Here is a 17,301-nt window from a genome sequence, read left to right on the forward strand (position 1 = left end):
CCAACGTCGCCTGCGACGGCCCGAAGGGTGCCGGTCAGGACGACCGGCATAGCCGTGCTCGGCTGTTCTTCCAGCCAGAAGCAGCCGAGCATGGGCTCGGCTCTACAACAGCCAGTCAACGCAGGAACGGCGTCACCTTGCGCTTCAGCAGCTCCACCAGCACCGGGTCCATGTACTCGTAGTCGTCCGGGATATCCAGGCAGATCACCCGCTTGCCCTTCAGCCATGCCTTGTAGCGGCTGGACAGACGGTTGCGGTGCGCCTTTTCCATCACGAAGACCAGATCGGCCCACTGCAGCAGCTCCGGGCTGAGCACTTCTTCGGCGTCAGCCAGCAGCCCGGCCGAGGCCGTCTCGATGCCCGGCCAATCGGCGAATACCTGCTCGGCCGTGGGGCTGCGCAGGCGGTTCTGGCTGCAGAGGAAGAGCACGTTGCGGGTCATGAGTACTCGCCCTTGTAGAGCCGAGCCATGCTCGGCAGCGTTTTTCCGCACCAGGGTCAGAGCCCTCCCTGTGGGAGGGATCCGACCCCTGACGTTGATCAGATCACCGTCAGGTTGGCATACGCCATCACCAGCCACTTGCTGCCGGCATCGGCGAACTCGACCTGCACGCGGGCGTGGGCGCCGTTGCCTTCGTAGTCGGTCACCATGCCTTCGCCGAACTTGGGATGGGTGACCAGCGCGCCGAGCTTCAGCGGCGGCGCCTCGATCGAGGCATGGCCCATTACCCGGCTCGCGCCCATCGAGGCCGGCCGCGAGACCTGCACCTTCGGGCGCACTTCGTGCAGCAGCTCGCGCGGAATCTCGCGCAGGAAGCGCGACGGCAGGCTGTAGTTGTCCTGGCCATGGATGCGGCGCGATTCGGCGTAGCTCAGCACCAGTTTCTGGCGTGCGCGGGTGATGCCCACGTAGGCCAGGCGGCGCTCTTCTTCCAGCCGGCCGCTTTCCTCAAGCGAACGTGCGCTGGGGAACAAGCCTTCTTCCAGGCCGGCCAGGAACACCAGCGGGAATTCCAGGCCCTTGGCCGAGTGCAGGGTCATCAGCTGCACGCCTTCCTCGCCCGCCTGCGCCTGGCCCTCGCCAGCCTCCAGCGCGGCATAGGCCAGGAATGCGACCAGCTCGTCCATGTCCTCGCCCACTTCCTCGATGTCGTCGGCGCGGCGCACGAAGCGAGAGGCCACCGAGACCAGTTCGTCGAGGTTGTCGGTGCGCGATTCCGAATCGAGCGCGTTGCGGCTTTCCTTGCTCCAGTGCTCGCGCAGCTGCGAGCGCGCCAGCACGTGGTCCACGCGCTCGGCCAGGGTCATGTGCAGAGTCTGCGCCTGCAGCTCGTTGACCAGCACCAGGAAGCCGGCCAGTGCATTGCGCGCACGTGCGGCCAGCGCGCTGCCCTGGGTGACCAGCATGGTCGCTTCCCACAGCGAAACACCCTGCGCGCGCGCCTCGCGGCGCACTTCGTCCAGCGTGCGGTCGCCGATGCCACGCGTCGGCGTATTGACCGCGCGTTCGAAGGCGGCGTCATCGTTGCGGTTGGACAGCAGGCGCAGGTAGGCCAGCGCGTCCTTGATTTCGGCACGTTCGAAGAAGCGCATGCCGCCATACACGCGGTACGGCACCTGCTCGCTCAGCAGTGCTTCTTCCAGCGCGCGCGACTGCGCGTTGCTGCGGTAGAGCACGGCCACTTCGGTGTAGCTGCCACCATCGCGCACCCACTGGCGGGCACGCTCGACGATGTAGCGCGCTTCGTCCATCTCGTTGTACGCCGCGTACAGGTCGATCGGCTCGCCGTCGCCGCTGTCGGTCCACAGTTCCTTGCCGATGCGATCCGGGTTGTGCGCGATCACCGCGTTGGCGGCACCGAGGATGTTGGCGGTGGAGCGGTAGTTCTGTTCGAGGCGGATGGTCTGCGCGCCCGGGAAGTCGCGCAGGAAGCCCTGCACGTTCTCGACCTTGGCACCGCGCCAGCCGTAGATGGCCTGGTCATCGTCACCGACCACGAACACGTGGCCGGAATCGCCGGCCAGCACGCGCACGAAGGCGTACTGGATGGCATTGGTGTCCTGGAACTCGTCTACCAGGATCTCGCGGAAGCGCGCGCGGTAGTGCGACAGCAACGCCGGGTTGTCGCGCAGCAGCTCATGCGCGCGCAGCAGCAGCTCGGCGAAGTCGACCAGGCCGGCGCGGTCGCAGCGTGCCTGGTACTCGATGTAGGCCTGGCGCATGGTTTCCAGCCACGCGTCGTGCGGTTCGGGCTGGATGTGCTGTGGGCGGCGGCCCTCGTCCTTCTGCGCGTTGATCCACCACGCGATCTGCTTGGCCGGGTACTTGCCGTCATCCAGTTCCAGCGCCTGCACCACGCGCTTGACCAGCCGCAGCTGGTCGTCCGAATCCATGACCTGGAAGCCTTCGGGCAGCTTCGCGTCCTGCCAGTGCAGGCGCAGCAGGCGGTTGGCCAGGCCATGGAAGGTGCCGATCCACATGCCACGGCTGCCATTGGGCAGCTGTGCGTCGATGCGGTGGCGCATTTCGCCGGCCGCCTTGTTGGTGAAGGTCACCGCGAAAATGCCGTGGGTCGGCACGCCATCGACTTCATGCAGCCAGGCGATGCGGTGGGTGAGTACGCGGGTCTTGCCGGAACCGGCACCGGCCAGCACCAGGTGGTGGCCGGGGGGAGCGGAGACGGCTTCGCGCTGGGCCGGGTTCAGGCCATCAAGCAGGTGGGAGACATCCATGCCCCCATTTTACGGCATCACCGTCGCGGCTCCTGCGACCACCTGGGTTGCCAGTGCCTGCGCCTGCTGACGCAGTTCAGGCACCGCCAGGCTTTCCCACAGGCTGCCGATGCGCAGGCTGCCGAGCACGCCCAGCCGTGCCTGCGGCTGGCCACCGGCGGCACACAGGCGATCGCCCGGCACCGTGCTGTCTAGGCCCAGCCCGTGCGGGCCGGGGCGCGCCAGCCCATCGGCCTGCAGCTGCTGCAGCAACGGATTGCGCAGCGCGCTGGCGCGGGTCTCCACGCCGGTGGCGTTGATCACCCCGCTGATCGTCCACTGCTGTTCATTGCCCGAGGCATCGCGGCCGGACAGCTGCAGCGCATTGCCGTCGCGCCAGACGCGTTGCAGGCGGGACCGGTGGATACGCAGCTGGCCGCTGTCCTGCAGGGACTGCAGCTGCGCATCCACTTCTTCGGCGATGCGGTGGCGATGCACGTCCCAATAGCGCACCACATGGCGCAGGAAGCGGCGCTGGTCCGCCTCATCGAGGCTGCACCACAGCGCCTGCCCGTGCGGACGGATGCGGTCCATCACGCCCTGCCACGGCAGGCCGTCGGCCTGTGACTGGCGTGCGAACCCGCGCAACGCGCGCAGGCGCTGGCGCAGGTTCATCGGCAGCAGCGTGGCCGGGTCGAACGTGGGCAGGCCACCATGCGCGTGCGGCAACGGCAGCAGGCCATGGCGCGAGATCACATGCAGCGGTCCGCTGTGGCCGGCGGCGACCAGCGCCAGCACGGTGTCGGCCATGCTCAGGCCGGAGCCGACAATGGCTACAGCCTGTTCGCCGGCCAGGGTGCGTACGCCGTCGTAGTCCCAGGCCTCGATCACATCGTCGGCAGGCAGCGCATCGGCACCGGCCACCGGCAGCGGGCGCATGCTGTTGCCGGTGGCGAGCACCGCCTGCGCGGCGTGCAGCGTGTGGCCATCGCCGAGCGTCAGCTGGTAGCCGTGGTCATCCGGCTGCAGGCCCAGTACCGGCTGCGCGATCACCTGCAGCTGCGCCGGGCTGGCTGCGGCAGCGTCCTGCAGGCGCTGCTGCAGGTAGGCCGCGAAGTAGTGGCGGCACACGTAACGCTCGCCCAGCACCTCGCGCGCCTCGCCCGGGTAGGCGTTGGCGGCCATCAGGTAGTCGAGGAAATCGCCGGGCTGGTCGGCAAACGCACTCATCTTCGCCGCCGGCACGTTCAGCAGATGCTCCGGCCACGGCGTGGCATAGGCGATGCCCTGCGCCAGCTGCGAGGCGGGTTCGAAAATGGCCAGCGCCAGCGGCGCCTTGGCCTGGCGCAGTACCTGGATCGCCACCAGCACCCCGGCCGCACCACCACCGATGATTGCCAGGTCCAGTTCGCCATTACGCGGTGAATCAGTCATGTGCCGATTGTAGGCCATCGGCGATGACAGGCCGGATTGCCGAAATGGGCGGCCGGCATTGCCTTACATCAACGCATCGGCCAAGCGTGCGATGCCCTCGCGGCTACGCCGCCACGTGGGGCGGCTGCGCCACTGCTGCAGGTCCAGCTGTCGCGACTCACGCAGATAGCCATCCTCGATCTCGCACAACTGCTTCACCAGCGCGTGGTCGTAGCAGATCAGGCCGATCTCGGCATTCAGCGCGAACGAGCGGATATCCATGTTGATCGAGCCCAGCACGGCGATGTCCTCGTCCACGCTCATGTGCTTGGCGTGCAGGAACTGTGGTTCGTACAGGGCGATGCGTACACCACAACGCAGCAGTTCGTCGTAGTACGCCTCCTGCGCCCACGAGGTCAGCCGCTGGTTGTTGCTGGCCGACAGGATCAGCTGCACCTGCACACCGGACAATGCGGCGATGCGCAGCGCGCTCAACGTGGCTTCGTCGGGCACGAAGTACGGGGTGACCATCACCAGCCACCGCCGCGCCAGGTGGATCAGCGCGGCCACCGCATCACGTGCGTTGCTATAGGGATATGCCGGCCCGCTGGGCAGCAGCTGGGTGGCGATGTCGTCGCTGCACTCGGGCACATCGGCGATCACGTCCAGGCGCTGGCCGGTTTCCATGTACCAGTCACTGGCGAACACCGCTTCAAGATGCGCCACCGCCGGGCCGCGCACGCGCGCCACCAGCTCGCGGTTCGGGTGACCGGGCACGAACCCGGGGCCGGCCAGGTTCTGCGAACCGACGTAGGCCACTTCGTTGTCGATCACCGCGATCTTGCGGTGGTTGCGCAGGTCCATGCGCCCGCTGCGGCGCCAGCGCAGGCCGCCGGGCAGCATCGCGCGCACCTCGATGTCACGCGCTTCAAGGCGCTTGCGATAGGCGCGCAGGCCACGCTTGGCGCCCACCGCATCGAGCAGCACACGGCACTGCACGCCACGCGCGGCGGCACGCTGCAGCGCCTCGACCACCGCCTCGCCCACCGCGTCGTCAAACATCAGGTAGTACAGCAGGTGCACGCGGTCTTCGGCCTGGTCGATGTCGGCGATCAGCGTGTGCAGCGATTCGTCGTAGTCGGTCAGCAGGTCGACCGCGTTGCCGTGCACCGGCATGAAATCACCCTGGCGCTGCACCAGCGGCACGATCTCGGCGCAGGCAGTGTCCGGCTGCGGGGTCCAGCGCAGGCGATGCTGCAGCGCCTGTTCCTCGCGGATGACCTGCGAGGCCTCGGCCTGGCGGCGGATACGCTCGCGTGACAGCCACGGGTGGCCGAACAGCAGGTACAGCGGCAGGCCCAGCAGCGGCACGAAGCCGACCAGCAGCAGCCAGCTGCGCGCCGCACCCGGCGTGGTTCGGGTGGGGATCCAGCACAGCGCGACCAGCCGGATCAGCCAGTCGATCAGCAGCAGGTAGGAACCCAGCAACCACTCGAACAGCATCGCGTCGCCCGTCGGGAGGTGATGGGCCATTCTGCCCAGCGGGGTGTGTAGAGTCGAGCCGCGCTCGACTGCTTTGAAGCAGTGTGCCAACCAAGGTTGGCACCTACCGGGTGGGGGGGACAGCGTGTCGACCAAGGTCGACACCTACCGGGGGTGGGATAAGTGTGCCAACCAAGGTTGGCACCTACCGGGGGAGTGTGCCGACCAACGGTCGGCACCCACAGGCACCCACCGGCCCCACCGCCGGGCATGAAAAAACCCGCCACAAGGGCGGGTTTCTTCGCGGGGATCAGCAATCCTGACGGATTACTTGATCTTGCCTTCCTTGTACGGGACGTGCTTACGCACGACCGGATCGTACTTGGAGAATTCCATCTTCCCCGGGGTGTTCTTCTTGTTCTTGTCGGTCGTGTAGAAGTGACCGGTACCAGCGGTCGAAATCATACGGACCTTATCGCGCTTGCCTGCCATGATCGTCTACTCCTCAGACCTTTTCGCCGCGCGCACGCAGCTCAGCCAGAACGGAATCGATACCGTTCTTGTCGATGGTGCGCAATGCATGCGCGGAAACACGAAGCTTCACCCAGCGGTTTTCGCTGGCAACCCAGAAGCGGCGCTCGTGCAGATTCGGCAGGAAACGACGACGGGTCTTGTTGTTGGCGTGCGAGACGTTGTTACCCGTCTGCACTCGCTTGCCGGAAACCTGGCATACGCGGGACATGGCGCACCTCGATAGTAAGTTGTGTCAGCCCGTAGCCCGGGAGACGGCGGCCTCGATGGTTGCCCACCACACGTCAAGAGAATCAAAGGGTTACGCTGGCGTTGGGCGGCCGGGGACGTGCTCCCGGGGACGCCGCCCGGTAGAAAACCGGACACAGCGAGCCGCGCATTATGCACGGGTTCAAGCACTTGCGCAAGTTACCCACAGGCTGGGGCTGAACGCGACGGCCACTCCCCCTGTAGAACCGAGCGCATGCTCGGCTCGGTCCTTCCGGGGCGCAGCAGCCGAGCATGGGCTCGGCTCTACAGCTACCAGGCCAGCTCAGCGCAGGTAAGGAATCACCTGGGCCAGCAGATGGGCATCCTTCAACGCGCCGTGCAGGCCACGGTTACCCGGGATGCGCAGGCGCTGCAGCACATCGTCCAGCTTGTTGCCCTGGCCCGGCCAGCGCCCTCGCGCCAGCTTCAGGCTGCAGGTAATGCGGCAATGCTGGGCCAGCGTGCCGGGGATGCCCGCCAGGCGCAGCTCGTTGTCCAGGAAGCCCACATCGAAGGTGGCGTTGTGCGCGACCATCTCGCTGCCGCGCAGGAAGTCGAGCAGTTCGGCAGCCTTGCTGGAGAACAGCGGCTTGCCCACCAGCATCGCATCGCTGATGCCGTGCACGCGCTGCGCGCCCCAGTCCACCTTGCGCTGCGGCTGCAGATAGGTGTGGAACTGGCGACCGGTCAGCTGGCCATCGATCAGTTCGACGGCACCGATTTCGATGACCCGGTGCCCCAGGCGGTGGGAGATGCCGGTGGTTTCGGTATCCAGTGCGACGATGCGGCTCATGCGTGTTGCTGTTTCCTGTTGCGTGCTGTGGTGATTTTCGCATGCCTGCAGCAGGAAGCCCCCTGTAGAGCCGAGCCCGCGCTCGGCTCACGCGCGAAGCGCGGGCCTTGAACGTTGCAGCCAGAAGCAGCCGAGCGTGGGCTCGGCTCTACAGATAAGCGGATTTCACCCCAATACCGCCACCACCCAATCGATGAACACCCGCAGACGCTGGCTCATGTGCCGGTTGGGCGGGAACATCACATGCATCGGCATCGGTGGCAGCTGCCAGTCCTGCAGCAGCGGCAGCAGTTCGCCACGCGCCACGTGCGGATCGGCCATGTAGCTGGGCAGCGCCACCACGCCGAGCCCCGCCAACGCAGCCGCCAGATAGGCGTTGCCGTCGTCGAAGCCGACCGTATAGCGGCCCTGCACCTCGACGCGCTCATCGCCACGCTGTGCAGTGAACACGCGGGCGCGGCCACTGCGCGGGCTGAGGAAACCGACCATGTGGTGATCGGGCCCTTCCAGCGCGCGCGGGTCTGTCGGCAGGCCGAAGCGCTGCACATAGCCCGGGCTGGCGTGGAAACCGATCGGCAGCGCGCCAAGCGGCCGCGCCACCAGCGCCGGGTCGGCTGGAGTGCCACCACGAATCACGCAATCGACGTTGTCGGCGATGACGTCGACCTCGCGGTCACTCACGCCGATGTCCAGCTGGATCTCCGGATAGCGCGCCTGGAAATCCGGCAGCGCCGGTACCAGCCGCAGCCGCGCGTAGGGTCCAGGCACGTCCACGCGCAGGCGGCCACGCGGCTGAGTGGCGGCATCGCCCAGCCCGCCCTCCACCTCTTCCAGCTCGGCCAGCAGGCGGGCGATGCGCGGGTAGTAGGCCGCGCCGTCGGCGGTGACGCTGACCCGGCGCGTGGTGCGGTTGAGCAGGCGCAGCCGCAGATGCGCCTCCAGCTGCTGCACCAGCTGGGTGGCCGTGGTGCGGCTGATCTGCAGGGTCTGCGCGGCGCGAGTGAAGCTGCCGGTCTCCACCACTCGGGCAAACGCCCGCATCGCCTCGAAACGGTCCATGGCAGGCCATGATTGTTTGGAATTGGCAATCAATCTAGGCCGATCATCGCGGTTTATCCAGACAGCGCTGGCGGGGGAGGATGGCGTTCTCTCCCACGGGTTCCTCCCCATGTCACAGCGTGATGTCGTTTTCCCTGTCGGCCGCCAGGCCCTGTACGAGCGCAACCGCTACTCGCCGGCGATCCGATCCAATGGCTTCCTGTTCGTCTCCGGCCAAGTGGGTAGCCGCGAGGACGGCTCGCCGGAGCCGGACTTCGAAGCTCAGGTGCGCCGTGCCTTCGAAAATCTCAATGCGGTATTGGCTGCCGCTGGCTGCAGCTTCGATGACGTGGTCGACGTGACCGTGTTCCTGGTCGACCCCGAGAAGAACTTCGAGAAGGCCTGGGCGATCGTGCCCGAGTACTGGGGCGAAGCACCGCACCCGACCCTGACCGGCATCGGCGTGACCTGGCTGTACGGGTTCCAGTTCGAGATCAAGGTGATCGCGAAGCTGCCCGCAGACCGGTAGTGCCGGCCGCTGGCCGGCAATGTGTCGGGGGCCGAAAAGCGTGTCGACCAAGGTCGACACCTACCAAGGCAGTCGGCGTGACCTGGCTGTATGGGTTCCAGTTCGAGATCAAGGTGATCGCGAAGCTGCCTGCAGACCGGTAGTGCCGGCCGCTGGCCGGCAGCAATGTGCCGGGGCCAGAGCCCGTTCCAGAGGAACGGGATCCGACCCCACGCCCGGCGCACCTGAACGGGAGGTTCCGACGAATTCCCGAGGTCACCATTGATATTGTATCCGGCGAAAACCGCTTGCTAGCCTCCCCTCCATGCGCCGGATCACCCGCCAACTGCGTACGTACCTGATGATGCTGCTGATGGCGGCATTCGTGGTCGTGCCGGTGGCCGACGCACTGGTGTGTGCGGTGGAACCGCATGCCAGCAGCGCCCATGTCGAATCCCTCGCGGACGACGCAGGCGGTGACAGCGACAGCAAGCACACCGGTGCCTGCACGCATAACCACTGCCACCACTCCACGCTGAGCCTGCCGGCGAACGATTTCGCCGCCTTCGGTACGCCGCTGCCGGCGCGCTGGATGAATGCCGGCGACGTGGCGACCTATGCGGTCGCCCAGGATGAATTGACGCGTCCCCCCCGGGCGTGAGTTGAGCGCGTCCCGCAATCGCGGGCTCCCGTTTCACTCACAACCGGAATCCCCCTATGTCGATCCTGACACCTCGGTCGCCGCGCGCGGCCGGGCTGGTCGTCGCTGTACTGCTGGGCCTTGTCCCGGCAATGCAGGCGTCGGCGCAAGCCGCCCCTTCCTACGACACCCTGCTTGAACGCCTCGACCAGTTGCCCGGCACCCGTGTCGGCGCGGCGCTGGCCGAAGCCGCCGATGCCCGTGCCGACCAGGCCCGTGCGTTGCCCAATCCTTCCCTCTCCTACTCCGCCGAGAACGCGTGGGGCACCGGCTCCTATGGCGGCATGGGCAAGGCCGATACCGTGCTCACCCTGTCCCAGCCCCTGGAGGTATGGGGCCAGCGCGGCGCGCGCGTCCGTGCCGCCCGCGCCGAGGCACAGGCGGCCAACCTGCGTGGCGCCCAAAGCCGCAGCGATGTGGCCAGCCAGTTGGCGGTGGTCTATGCACAGGCGGAAAGTGCATTGCGCCGCTACAGCCTGGCCGAAGAGGCACTGACCCTCACCCGCGACGACGCCAACGCCGTCAACGCGATGGTCAAGCAGGGCCGCGAGCCGCAGCTGCGTGCGGTGCAGGCGCAGAGCGAAGTGGCCAACGCCAGCGCCGCGCTGGATGAGGCACAGGCCTTCCGCGACGCCGCACTGGCCCGCCTGGCTGGCGCCGCGCTGCTGGATGCACCGGTGCAGTCGATCGACAACAGCCTGCTCGACCGTGCTCCGCCGCTGCCGCGTGGCGCCACCGATGCCGCGCTGGCGGTGCGCATCGCCGAGGCCGAAGCCGATGCAGCGGGCAAGCTGGTCGATGTGGAGCGCAAGCGCGCCCTGCCCGACCTCAGCGTCACTGCCGCACAGACACGCTTCCGCGAGGGCGGCGAGCGCGCCTACAACCTCGGGGTCAGCCTCAGCATCCCGCTGTTCGACCGTAACCGCGGTGGCATCCGCGCCGCCAATGCCGACCAGCGCGCGGCCGAAGCCCGTCTGGACCAGCAACGCCGTGACAGCGAGGCCGCGCGCCTCTCCGCCGTGGCTGGACTGAAGGCCGCCGGCAGCCGCACCCGTGCCTCCGACGAAAGCGTGGTCGCTGCCGAGGAGGCGTATCGGCTGGCCCGGGTCGGCTTCGACGCAGGACGCATCTCGCAGCTGGAACTGCGCAGCACGCGCAGCGCCCTCATCGCCGCCCGCGGCACCGCCGTGGACGCACGCCTGTCGCGCGTCGGCGCCGAAATCGATCTTGCGCGCCTTGAAGGGCGCGCCCCCTTTGTGGAGGCCCCATGACTCTCTCCCGTACTTTTCCGCTGATCGGCGGCGTCCTGCTGGCCGTGTTCCTGGCCGGCTGCGCCGGCAACGCGCAGACGCCGGAAACGGTGGATGCGACCACCGCCAAGGCAGGCAACGATGATGGCCACGGCCATGCTGCCGACAGCAAGGAAGCCAAGGCGGAAACCGCCAAGGCTCCCGCCGACGCCGATGAAGGCGTGGTGCAGCTGACCCAGGAACAGATCAAGGCGTCCGGTATCGAGGTGGTCGCCATCGGCCGTGGTGGCGGTGGCTCCACGCGCCTGTCCGGCCGGGTCGAACCGTCGGTGGGCGCACGTGCCTCGGTGGCATCCACGGTGACCGGCCGGGTCGAACGCGTGCTGGTCGCGCCGGGCACGGCGGTGAAGCAGAACCAGGCACTGGCCATCGTGGTCAGTGGCGAGGCAGCGGTGTTCCGCGCCAATGCGCTGGCCGCATCGGCTGAAGCCGAGGCCGCACGCCTGGCCTACGGTCGCGACAAGGCGCTGGTCGACCAGGGCGTGGTCGCCCGCCAGGAGCTGGAAACCTCGCGCGCGCGTTCGCTGGCGGCACAGGCCCAGGCGGCCGCCGCGCAGGCCCAGGCCGCCGCCAACGGTGCGCCCGATGCCAGTGGCCGCGTACGCATCACCAGCCCGGTGGCCGGCATCGTCGGCAACGTGCAGGTCACACCGGGCGGCGTGGTCGCTGCCGGTAGTGCCGTGGCTGACGTCGCCGATCCGAGCATGAACGAACTGGTGTTCACCGCGCCGCCGGCGCTGGCCGCGCAGGTCACGCCCGGCATGAAGCTGGAAGTGAGCGTGCCGGGTGGCAGCTTCACCGCCACCGTCACCGGTTCGGCCGCCGATGTCCGCCAGCAGGGCGGCGTGGCGGTGATCCGTGCCACGCCGGTGGACGCCTCCTTGCCGCCGGCCGGTTCGCCGGTATCGGCGGTGGTGGTCACCGAAGGCCAGGACGGTTCGCTCAGCGTGCCGGCCGATGCGGTGCAGAACGTCGACGGCAGCAGTGCAGTGTTCGTCGCCGTCGAAGGCGGTTTCAAGGCGCAGCCGGTGCTGGCCGGACGCCGTGCCGGCGACCGCATCGAGATCCTCGGTGGGCTGACCGGCAGCGAGCGCATCGTTGGCAGCAATGCCTTCCTGCTCAAGGCCGAACTGGCCAAGGGCGAAGCCGAGCACGGCCACTGAGGAGGCGATCATGTTCAAGCTGATCATTGAAACAGCGGTACGCCACCGCTGGCTGGTGGTGTTCATGGCGGCGCTGATCGCCGCCATGGGCCTGTTCCAGCTGGGCAAGCTGCCGATCGACGCAGTGCCGGACATCACCAACCGCCAGGTGCAGATCAACACGGTGGCACCGGCGCTGACGCCGGAGCAGATCGAACGGCAGGTGACCTACCCGCTGGAAACCGCGCTGGCCGGCATTCCCGGCCTGACCACCACCCGTTCGTTGTCGCGCAATGGCTTCTCGCAGGTCACCGCGATCTTCACCGATGCCACCGACATCTACTTCGCCCGCCAGCAGGTAGCCGAACGCATGCGCGAAGCATCGGAAGACCTGCCCGATGGCGCGTCGCCGATGCTGTCGCCGGTCACCACCGGCCTCGGCGAGGTGCTGATGTGGACCGTGGACTTCACCGCGTTCGATCCGGCCAAGCTGGCCAAGCCCGGTGAAGCGGGTTGGCAGGCCGGCGAGGTCTACCGCACGCCGGAAGGCAACCTGCTGCGTACGCCGGAAGAACGTGCGACCTACCTGCGCACCGTGCAGGACTGGATCATCGCGCCGCAGATGCGTTCCAGCCCGGGGCTGGCCGGCGTCGATACGGTCGGCGGCTACGTCAAGGAATACGGCGTGCATCCGGACAGTGCGAGGCTGGCCGCGCACGGACTCGGCCTGGCCGACCTGGTCACTGCCCTGCAGCGTTCCAACGTGCAGGCCGGTGCCGGTTTCGTACAGCGTGCCGGCGAAGGCCTGGTGGTACGTGCCGACGGCCTGGCGCTGACCACCGACGATCTGGCACAGGCCCCGGTAGCCACCCGCAATGGCGTGGTGGTGCGCGTGGCCGATGTGGCCGACGTCGACCTGAGCCGCGCACCGCGCTTGGGTGCGGCCAGCCGCAACGGCCATGAAGCCGTGCTGGGTACCGCGCTGATGATCGCCGGCGGCAACAGCCGCACCGTGGCCCAGGCCGCGGCCGCGCGCCTGGAACAGGTCAACAAGTCGCTGCCGGCCGACATCGTGGCGGCACCGGTGCTGGACCGCAGCGTGCTGGTCAATTCGACCATCAAGACCGTGGCCAAGAACCTCACCGAGGGTGCGCTGCTGGTGGTGGTGGTGCTGTTCCTGCTGCTGGGCAACCTGCGTGCAGCAACGATCACCGCGCTGGTGATTCCGCTGTCGTTCCTGTTCGCAGTGATCGGCATGAACCGCTTCGGCATCAGCGGCAACCTGATGAGCCTGGGTGCACTGGACTTCGGCATCCTGGTGGACGGTGCGGTGATCGTGGTCGAATCGACGCTGCTGATGCTGGGCCAGCGCCGCGCCGAACTGGGTCGTGCGTTGACCGCGATGGAACGCCTGCGCGTGGCCGCCGATTCGGCGATGAAGATGGCACGCCCGGCGGCCTTCGGCCAGTTGATCATCCTGCTGGTGTTCGCGCCGATCCTCACCCTGGAAGGCGTGGAGGGCAAGACGTTCCACCCGATGGCGGCCACGTTCATGCTGGCCCTGATCGGTGCCTTCATCTTCTCCTTCACCTTCGTGCCGGCGATGGCCGCGCTGCTGGTGCGCGAGCCGAAGGTGAAGGATGGCGATGCGCATGCCGATGATGGCGAGCACGAAACCAAGCTGATCCGCGTGCTGCGCGCGCGCATCGAACCGGTGATCCGCAAGGCCGTGGACCATCCGCGCACGGTGGTGGTAGGCACGGTGATGATGGTGGTGGTGGGCATTGGTTCGTTCTCGCTGCTGGGCCGCGAGTTCATGCCGACGCTGGACGAAGGCAACGTGGCGATGCAGGCCCTGCGCGTGCCGTCGACGTCTCTGGAGCAGTCGCTGGCGATGCAGCTGGCACTGGAAAAGGCGATTGCCAAGCAGCCGGAAGTGGAAACCGTGTTCTCGCGCACCGGTACCGCCGAGGCGGCGATCGATCCGATGCCGACCAACATCTCCGACAGCGTGATCGTGCTCAAGCCACGCAAGGACTGGCCGGATCCGAAACTGGGCAAGGATGCACTGGTGGCACGCTTCGAAAAGCTGGCCGGGCAGCAGCTGGGCAACAGCTTCGAGTTCAGCCAGCCGATCGAACTGCGCTTCAACGAGCTGATTTCCGGTGTGCGTACCGATCTGGCGGTGATGATCTTCGGCGATGACTTCAGCCAGCTGCAGAAGGTGGCCGACCAGGTGGCGCTGAAGCTGCGCGCGGTGGAGGGCGCGGCCGATGTGCGGGTCGAACAGATCTCCGGCCTGCCCACGCTCAACGTGGCGATCGATCACGTGGCTGCGGCGCAGTACGGCCTGACCGCGGCGGATGTGAGTGACGCGCTGGCCACCGGCATCGGTGGTACCGCCGCCGGCAAGATCTTCGAAGGCGACCGTCGCTTCAACGTGGTGGTGCGCCTGGACGATGCCTCGCGCAATGATCCGGACCAGCTGGCCTCGCTGCCGATCGCCACGCCCGCGGGGCTGGTGATTCCGCTGTCGTCGGTCGCGCGCATCACGGTCAGCGAAGGACCGAACCAGATCAGCCGCAACAACGGCAGCCGCCGTGTGGTGGTGCAGGCCAACGTGCGTGGCCGCGATCTGGGCGGCTTCGTCGGCGAGGCACAGGCGGCGGTGGCTGATGTTGCATTGCCGCCAGGCGCCTACCTGACCTGGGGTGGCCAGTTCGAGAATCTGCAGCGCGCGGAGAAGCGGCTGGCGACGGTGGTGCCGGTGGTGTTCCTGCTGATCGGCAGCCTGCTGTTCATGGCCCTGCGCAGCGGCAAGGAAGCCGTGCTGGTGTTCAGCTGCGTACCGTTGGCGCTGGTCGGCGGCATTCTTGCGCTGCTGCTGCGTGGCATGCCGTTCTCGGTGTCGGCGGCGGTTGGTTTCATCGCCGTCTCCGGCGTGGCCACCTTGAACGGCCTGGTGCTGATGCAGGCGATCCGCGAGCGCCTGGATGCCGGTGACCTGCCGCTGCAGGCGGCGATCAACGGTGCGTCGAGCCGCATCCGCGCGGTGCTGACCACGGCGCTGGTGGCGATCGTCGGCTTCATTCCGATGGCGATCGCCAGCGGTTCCGGTGCGGAAGTGCAGAAGCCGCTGGCCACGGTGGTAATCGGTGGCCTGATCACCGCCACCGTGCTGACCCTGCTGGTGCTGCCGACCTTTGCAGCACGCGTGGCCAAGCCAAGGGCGGTGGGCTGAAAGACCACGGGGTCGGATCGTGCGATCCGACCCCGTTTTCCGATCCCTGGTAGTGCCGGCCGCTGGCCGGCAATGTCGAACGTTTGCGGTGCATGCGGGTTGCCGGCCAGCGGCCGGCACTACCCTTGCACGGTCAGGCCTTCTTGCGTTCGGCGATGTAGGCCTGGATCTGCTGTTCCAGCACCGGCAGGGGCACCGAGCCCTGCTTGAGCAGGGTGTCGTGGAAGCCCTTGATGTCGAACTTGTCGCCCAGCTCCTTCTCTGCCTGCGCACGCAGGCGCACGATGGCGATCTCCCCCAGCTTGTAGCTCAGCGCCTGGCCCGGCCAGGAAATGTAGCGGTCCACTTCGGTGGTCACTTCATGCTCGCTCAGCGCGGTGTGGTCACGCAGGTAGGCCAAGGCCTGCTCGCGGCTCCAGCCCTTGCTGTGCACGCCGGTGTCGATCACCAGGCGCGTGGCGCGCCACATCTCGTAGGTCAGGCGGCCGAAATCCTCATACGGGGTTTCGTAGATGCCCATTTCCACGCCCAGCTTCTCGCAGTACAGCGCCCAGCCTTCGCCATAAGCGGAAATATAGGCGTTGCGGCGGAACTCGGGCAGGTTCTTCTGCTCGGCGGCAATGGCACCCTGCAGTGCGTGACCCGGATCGGACTCATGCAGGGTCAGCGCCGGCAGGTTGTAAAGCGGGCGCGACGGCAGGTTGTAGGTGTTGAGCCAGTAGGTGCCCATGCCACCGCGGCCGGCGGTCCAGAACGGCGCGATGTCCGGCGGCACCGGCACGATGGTGAAGCGCGCGCGCGGCAACGTCATGTACTTGCCCAGCTGGCCATCGGCCCGCTTGGAGATCCATGCGGCGCGCGACAGCAGCTCTTCCGGCGTCTTGGCATAGAACTGCGGATCGGTGCGCAGGAAGGTCAGGAACTCGGCGAAGCTGCCCTTGAACTTCACCTGCTTGATGATGTCGTTCATTTCCTTCTGGATGCGTGCAACTTCATCCAGACCGATGCGATGGATCTCGTCCGGCGACAGGTCCAGCGTGGTGTATTCGTGGATCTGCTGCTTGTAGTACGCCTTGCCGCCCGGCATCGCTTCGGCGGCCAGCGTGGTGCGCGCCTGAGGCACGTATTCGTTGACGAAGAAGGTGCGCAGCTGCTGGAACGCCGGCACGACCTTGCCACTGATCGCTTCGCGCGCCTGCGCCTGCAGCCTGGCCTGCTCTGCGGCCGGAATGCTGTTGGGCAGCTTCTTGAACGGTGCGTATAGCGGCGACTCGGTGGGATCCATCAGCTCGGCGACGGTGGCGATGGACACTTCGCGGCCATCGAGCACCGCGCGCGGCACGCTGAAGCCGCGCTTCAGGCCAGCGCGCATGTTTTCGGTCTGCTGGCCGAAGTAACGCGGTACATCGTTCAGGCGTGCGATGTAGTTCTGGTAGTCCTGCACGGTCTTCATCTCGCGCCGGGCCATGAAGGACAGGTTGGACCAGAACGAGGAGTCGGCGTTGAACGGCATCTCGTAGCCACGCAGGCGCACTTCTTCGGCCAGGTTGAACACCTGATCGCGGTAGATCGCGTAGTTGACCTGGTTGTCGGGCGACAGAGTCTTCGGGTCGATTTTCTTCAGCGCAGCGAGGGTTTCATCCCACACCTTCAGGCGCGCCTGCTGCGCGGCCGGGCCGACGTCGGGCATGCGGGTGGCGTTGGCCGGGGCGTCTTCGTCCTCGCTGGCCTCACCACCGCCTTGCTGGCGCCACTTCCATTCCTTTTCGTACAGCGCGCGGAAGGCGGCATCGGCGGGCGATTCGGTGGCCACGCTGGCCGGTGCGGCGGCGGCGGGCGGTGCGGCCAGGGCCACGGCGGGGGTGGACAGGGCGAGCAGCAGGGCGACAGCAAGACGGGTTTTCACGAGCACAGGTTCCCGGGAAGGCAGACCCCGATCATGGCACCGCCCATCGCCCGTGGCATGGGACGAAGGTCCTGCCTGCGCAGCAGGCAGGACCGGGGACGGCCGCAGGCCGGGACCCCAGCGCCGAAGGCGCGTGGTAGAGCCGACTGTTAGTCGGCTGCTCTTCCGCCAGACACAGCAAACCCCGCGCTGCGCGCAATAGTCGACTGACAGTCGACTCTACCCACAGCAGGCAGGACCGGGGACCGGCCGCAGGCCGGGACCCCAGCGCCGAAG

14 protein-coding genes are annotated in these 17,301 nt (G+C 67.4%); 5 read left to right on the forward strand and 9 right to left on the reverse strand.

The window, feature by feature from the left end:
* Positions 1-115: 115 nt before the first annotated feature.
* From AC0Z6F_RS14840 to AC0Z6F_RS14875, 8 genes are all read right to left on the reverse strand, one after another.
* A complete protein-coding gene (locus AC0Z6F_RS14840) occupies positions 116-442 on the reverse strand; it encodes a low molecular weight protein tyrosine phosphatase family protein (protein ID WP_485617538.1) in 327 nt (108 codons plus the stop codon).
* 98 nt (positions 443-540) lie between these two features.
* Positions 541-2,733, reverse strand: coding sequence for a DNA helicase II (uvrD, locus tag AC0Z6F_RS14845; RefSeq protein ID WP_485617540.1), 2,193 nt, complete (start codon positions 2,731-2,733; stop codon positions 541-543).
* Positions 2,734-2,742: 9 nt separating this feature from the next.
* Positions 2,743-4,164: an FAD/NAD(P)-binding protein gene (locus AC0Z6F_RS14850; protein ID WP_485617542.1), complete on the reverse strand. Its 1,422-nt coding sequence runs from the start codon at positions 4,162-4,164 to the stop codon at positions 2,743-2,745.
* A gap of 45 nt (positions 4,165-4,209) precedes the next feature.
* Positions 4,210-5,628: a cardiolipin synthase gene (gene cls, locus AC0Z6F_RS14855; protein ID WP_485617569.1), complete on the reverse strand. Its 1,419-nt coding sequence runs from the start codon at positions 5,626-5,628 to the stop codon at positions 4,210-4,212.
* A gap of 306 nt (positions 5,629-5,934) precedes the next feature.
* Positions 5,935-6,102 (reverse strand): 50S ribosomal protein L33, encoded by a 168-nt coding sequence (rpmG, locus tag AC0Z6F_RS14860; RefSeq protein ID WP_170272460.1) that lies wholly within the window; start codon positions 6,100-6,102, stop codon positions 5,935-5,937.
* A gap of 10 nt (positions 6,103-6,112) precedes the next feature.
* Positions 6,113-6,349, reverse strand: coding sequence for a 50S ribosomal protein L28 (gene rpmB / locus AC0Z6F_RS14865; protein ID WP_005411638.1), 237 nt, complete (start codon positions 6,347-6,349; stop codon positions 6,113-6,115).
* Positions 6,350-6,670: 321 nt separating this feature from the next.
* Entirely contained in the window at positions 6,671-7,180 is a 510-nt protein-coding gene (gene dnaQ, locus AC0Z6F_RS14870; protein ID WP_485617544.1) for a DNA polymerase III subunit epsilon, read from the reverse strand.
* Between the two features lie 165 nt (positions 7,181-7,345).
* Complete coding sequence (locus tag AC0Z6F_RS14875; protein ID WP_485617546.1) at positions 7,346-8,239, reverse strand: LysR substrate-binding domain-containing protein; 894 nt, start codon at positions 8,237-8,239, stop codon at positions 7,346-7,348.
* Between the two features lie 109 nt (positions 8,240-8,348).
* Here AC0Z6F_RS14875 and AC0Z6F_RS14880 point away from each other — a divergent pair, with 109 nt between their 5' ends.
* From AC0Z6F_RS14880 to AC0Z6F_RS14900, 5 genes are all read left to right on the forward strand, one after another.
* On the forward strand, positions 8,349-8,747 hold the full coding sequence (locus AC0Z6F_RS14880; RefSeq protein ID WP_100469950.1) for a RidA family protein: 399 nt from the start codon (positions 8,349-8,351) through the stop codon (positions 8,745-8,747).
* Between the two features lie 304 nt (positions 8,748-9,051).
* Positions 9,052-9,387: a hypothetical protein gene (locus AC0Z6F_RS14885; RefSeq protein ID WP_006402574.1), complete on the forward strand. Its 336-nt coding sequence runs from the start codon at positions 9,052-9,054 to the stop codon at positions 9,385-9,387.
* Positions 9,388-9,443: 56 nt separating this feature from the next.
* Positions 9,444-10,697: a TolC family protein gene (locus AC0Z6F_RS14890; RefSeq protein WP_485617549.1), complete on the forward strand. Its 1,254-nt coding sequence runs from the start codon at positions 9,444-9,446 to the stop codon at positions 10,695-10,697.
* Positions 10,694-11,899, forward strand: a complete 1,206-nt coding sequence (locus AC0Z6F_RS14895; RefSeq protein WP_012512498.1) for an efflux RND transporter periplasmic adaptor subunit — start codon at positions 10,694-10,696, stop codon at positions 11,897-11,899. Before AC0Z6F_RS14890 ends, AC0Z6F_RS14895 begins: the two co-directional genes overlap by 4 nt.
* Before the next feature lie 10 nt (positions 11,900-11,909).
* The gene (locus tag AC0Z6F_RS14900; RefSeq protein WP_012512499.1) at positions 11,910-15,119 is read left to right on the forward strand and encodes an efflux RND transporter permease subunit; all 3,210 of its coding nucleotides are present in this window, start codon (positions 11,910-11,912) and stop codon (positions 15,117-15,119) included.
* 133 nt (positions 15,120-15,252) lie between these two features.
* On the opposite strand, the gene AC0Z6F_RS14905 is transcribed toward AC0Z6F_RS14900, so the two are convergent.
* On the reverse strand, positions 15,253-17,025 hold the full coding sequence (locus AC0Z6F_RS14905) for a DUF885 domain-containing protein (protein ID WP_012512500.1): 1,773 nt from the start codon (positions 17,023-17,025) through the stop codon (positions 15,253-15,255).
* Between the last annotated feature and the right edge of the window lie 276 nt (positions 17,026-17,301).

The organism is Stenotrophomonas sp. 1L-E-5-B-C3, assembly GCF_057292075.1.

Excerpts from the sequence above, each read along its gene's own strand:
- AC0Z6F_RS14850 (WP_485617542.1), bottom strand. The coding sequence starts at position 4,164 with ATGGCCTACAATCGGCACATGACTGATTCACCGCGTAATGGCGAACTG.
- AC0Z6F_RS14900 (WP_012512499.1), top strand. The coding sequence starts at position 11,910 with ATGTTCAAGCTGATCATTGAAACAGCGGTACGCCACCGCTGGCTGGTG.
- uvrD (WP_485617540.1), bottom strand. The coding sequence starts at position 2,733 with ATGGATGTCTCCCACCTGCTTGATGGCCTGAACCCGGCCCAGCGCGAA.
- AC0Z6F_RS14875 (WP_485617546.1), bottom strand. The coding sequence starts at position 8,239 with ATGGACCGTTTCGAGGCGATGCGGGCGTTTGCCCGAGTGGTGGAGACC.
- dnaQ (WP_485617544.1), bottom strand. The coding sequence starts at position 7,180 with ATGAGCCGCATCGTCGCACTGGATACCGAAACCACCGGCATCTCCCAC.
- AC0Z6F_RS14840 (WP_485617538.1), bottom strand. The coding sequence starts at position 442 with ATGACCCGCAACGTGCTCTTCCTCTGCAGCCAGAACCGCCTGCGCAGC.
- AC0Z6F_RS14890 (WP_485617549.1), top strand. The coding sequence starts at position 9,444 with ATGTCGATCCTGACACCTCGGTCGCCGCGCGCGGCCGGGCTGGTCGTC.
- cls (WP_485617569.1), bottom strand. The coding sequence starts at position 5,628 with ATGCTGTTCGAGTGGTTGCTGGGTTCCTACCTGCTGCTGATCGACTGG.
- AC0Z6F_RS14880 (WP_100469950.1), top strand. The coding sequence starts at position 8,349 with ATGTCACAGCGTGATGTCGTTTTCCCTGTCGGCCGCCAGGCCCTGTAC.
- AC0Z6F_RS14895 (WP_012512498.1), top strand. The coding sequence starts at position 10,694 with ATGACTCTCTCCCGTACTTTTCCGCTGATCGGCGGCGTCCTGCTGGCC.
- rpmB (WP_005411638.1), bottom strand. The coding sequence starts at position 6,349 with ATGTCCCGCGTATGCCAGGTTTCCGGCAAGCGAGTGCAGACGGGTAAC.
- AC0Z6F_RS14885 (WP_006402574.1), top strand. The coding sequence starts at position 9,052 with ATGCGCCGGATCACCCGCCAACTGCGTACGTACCTGATGATGCTGCTG.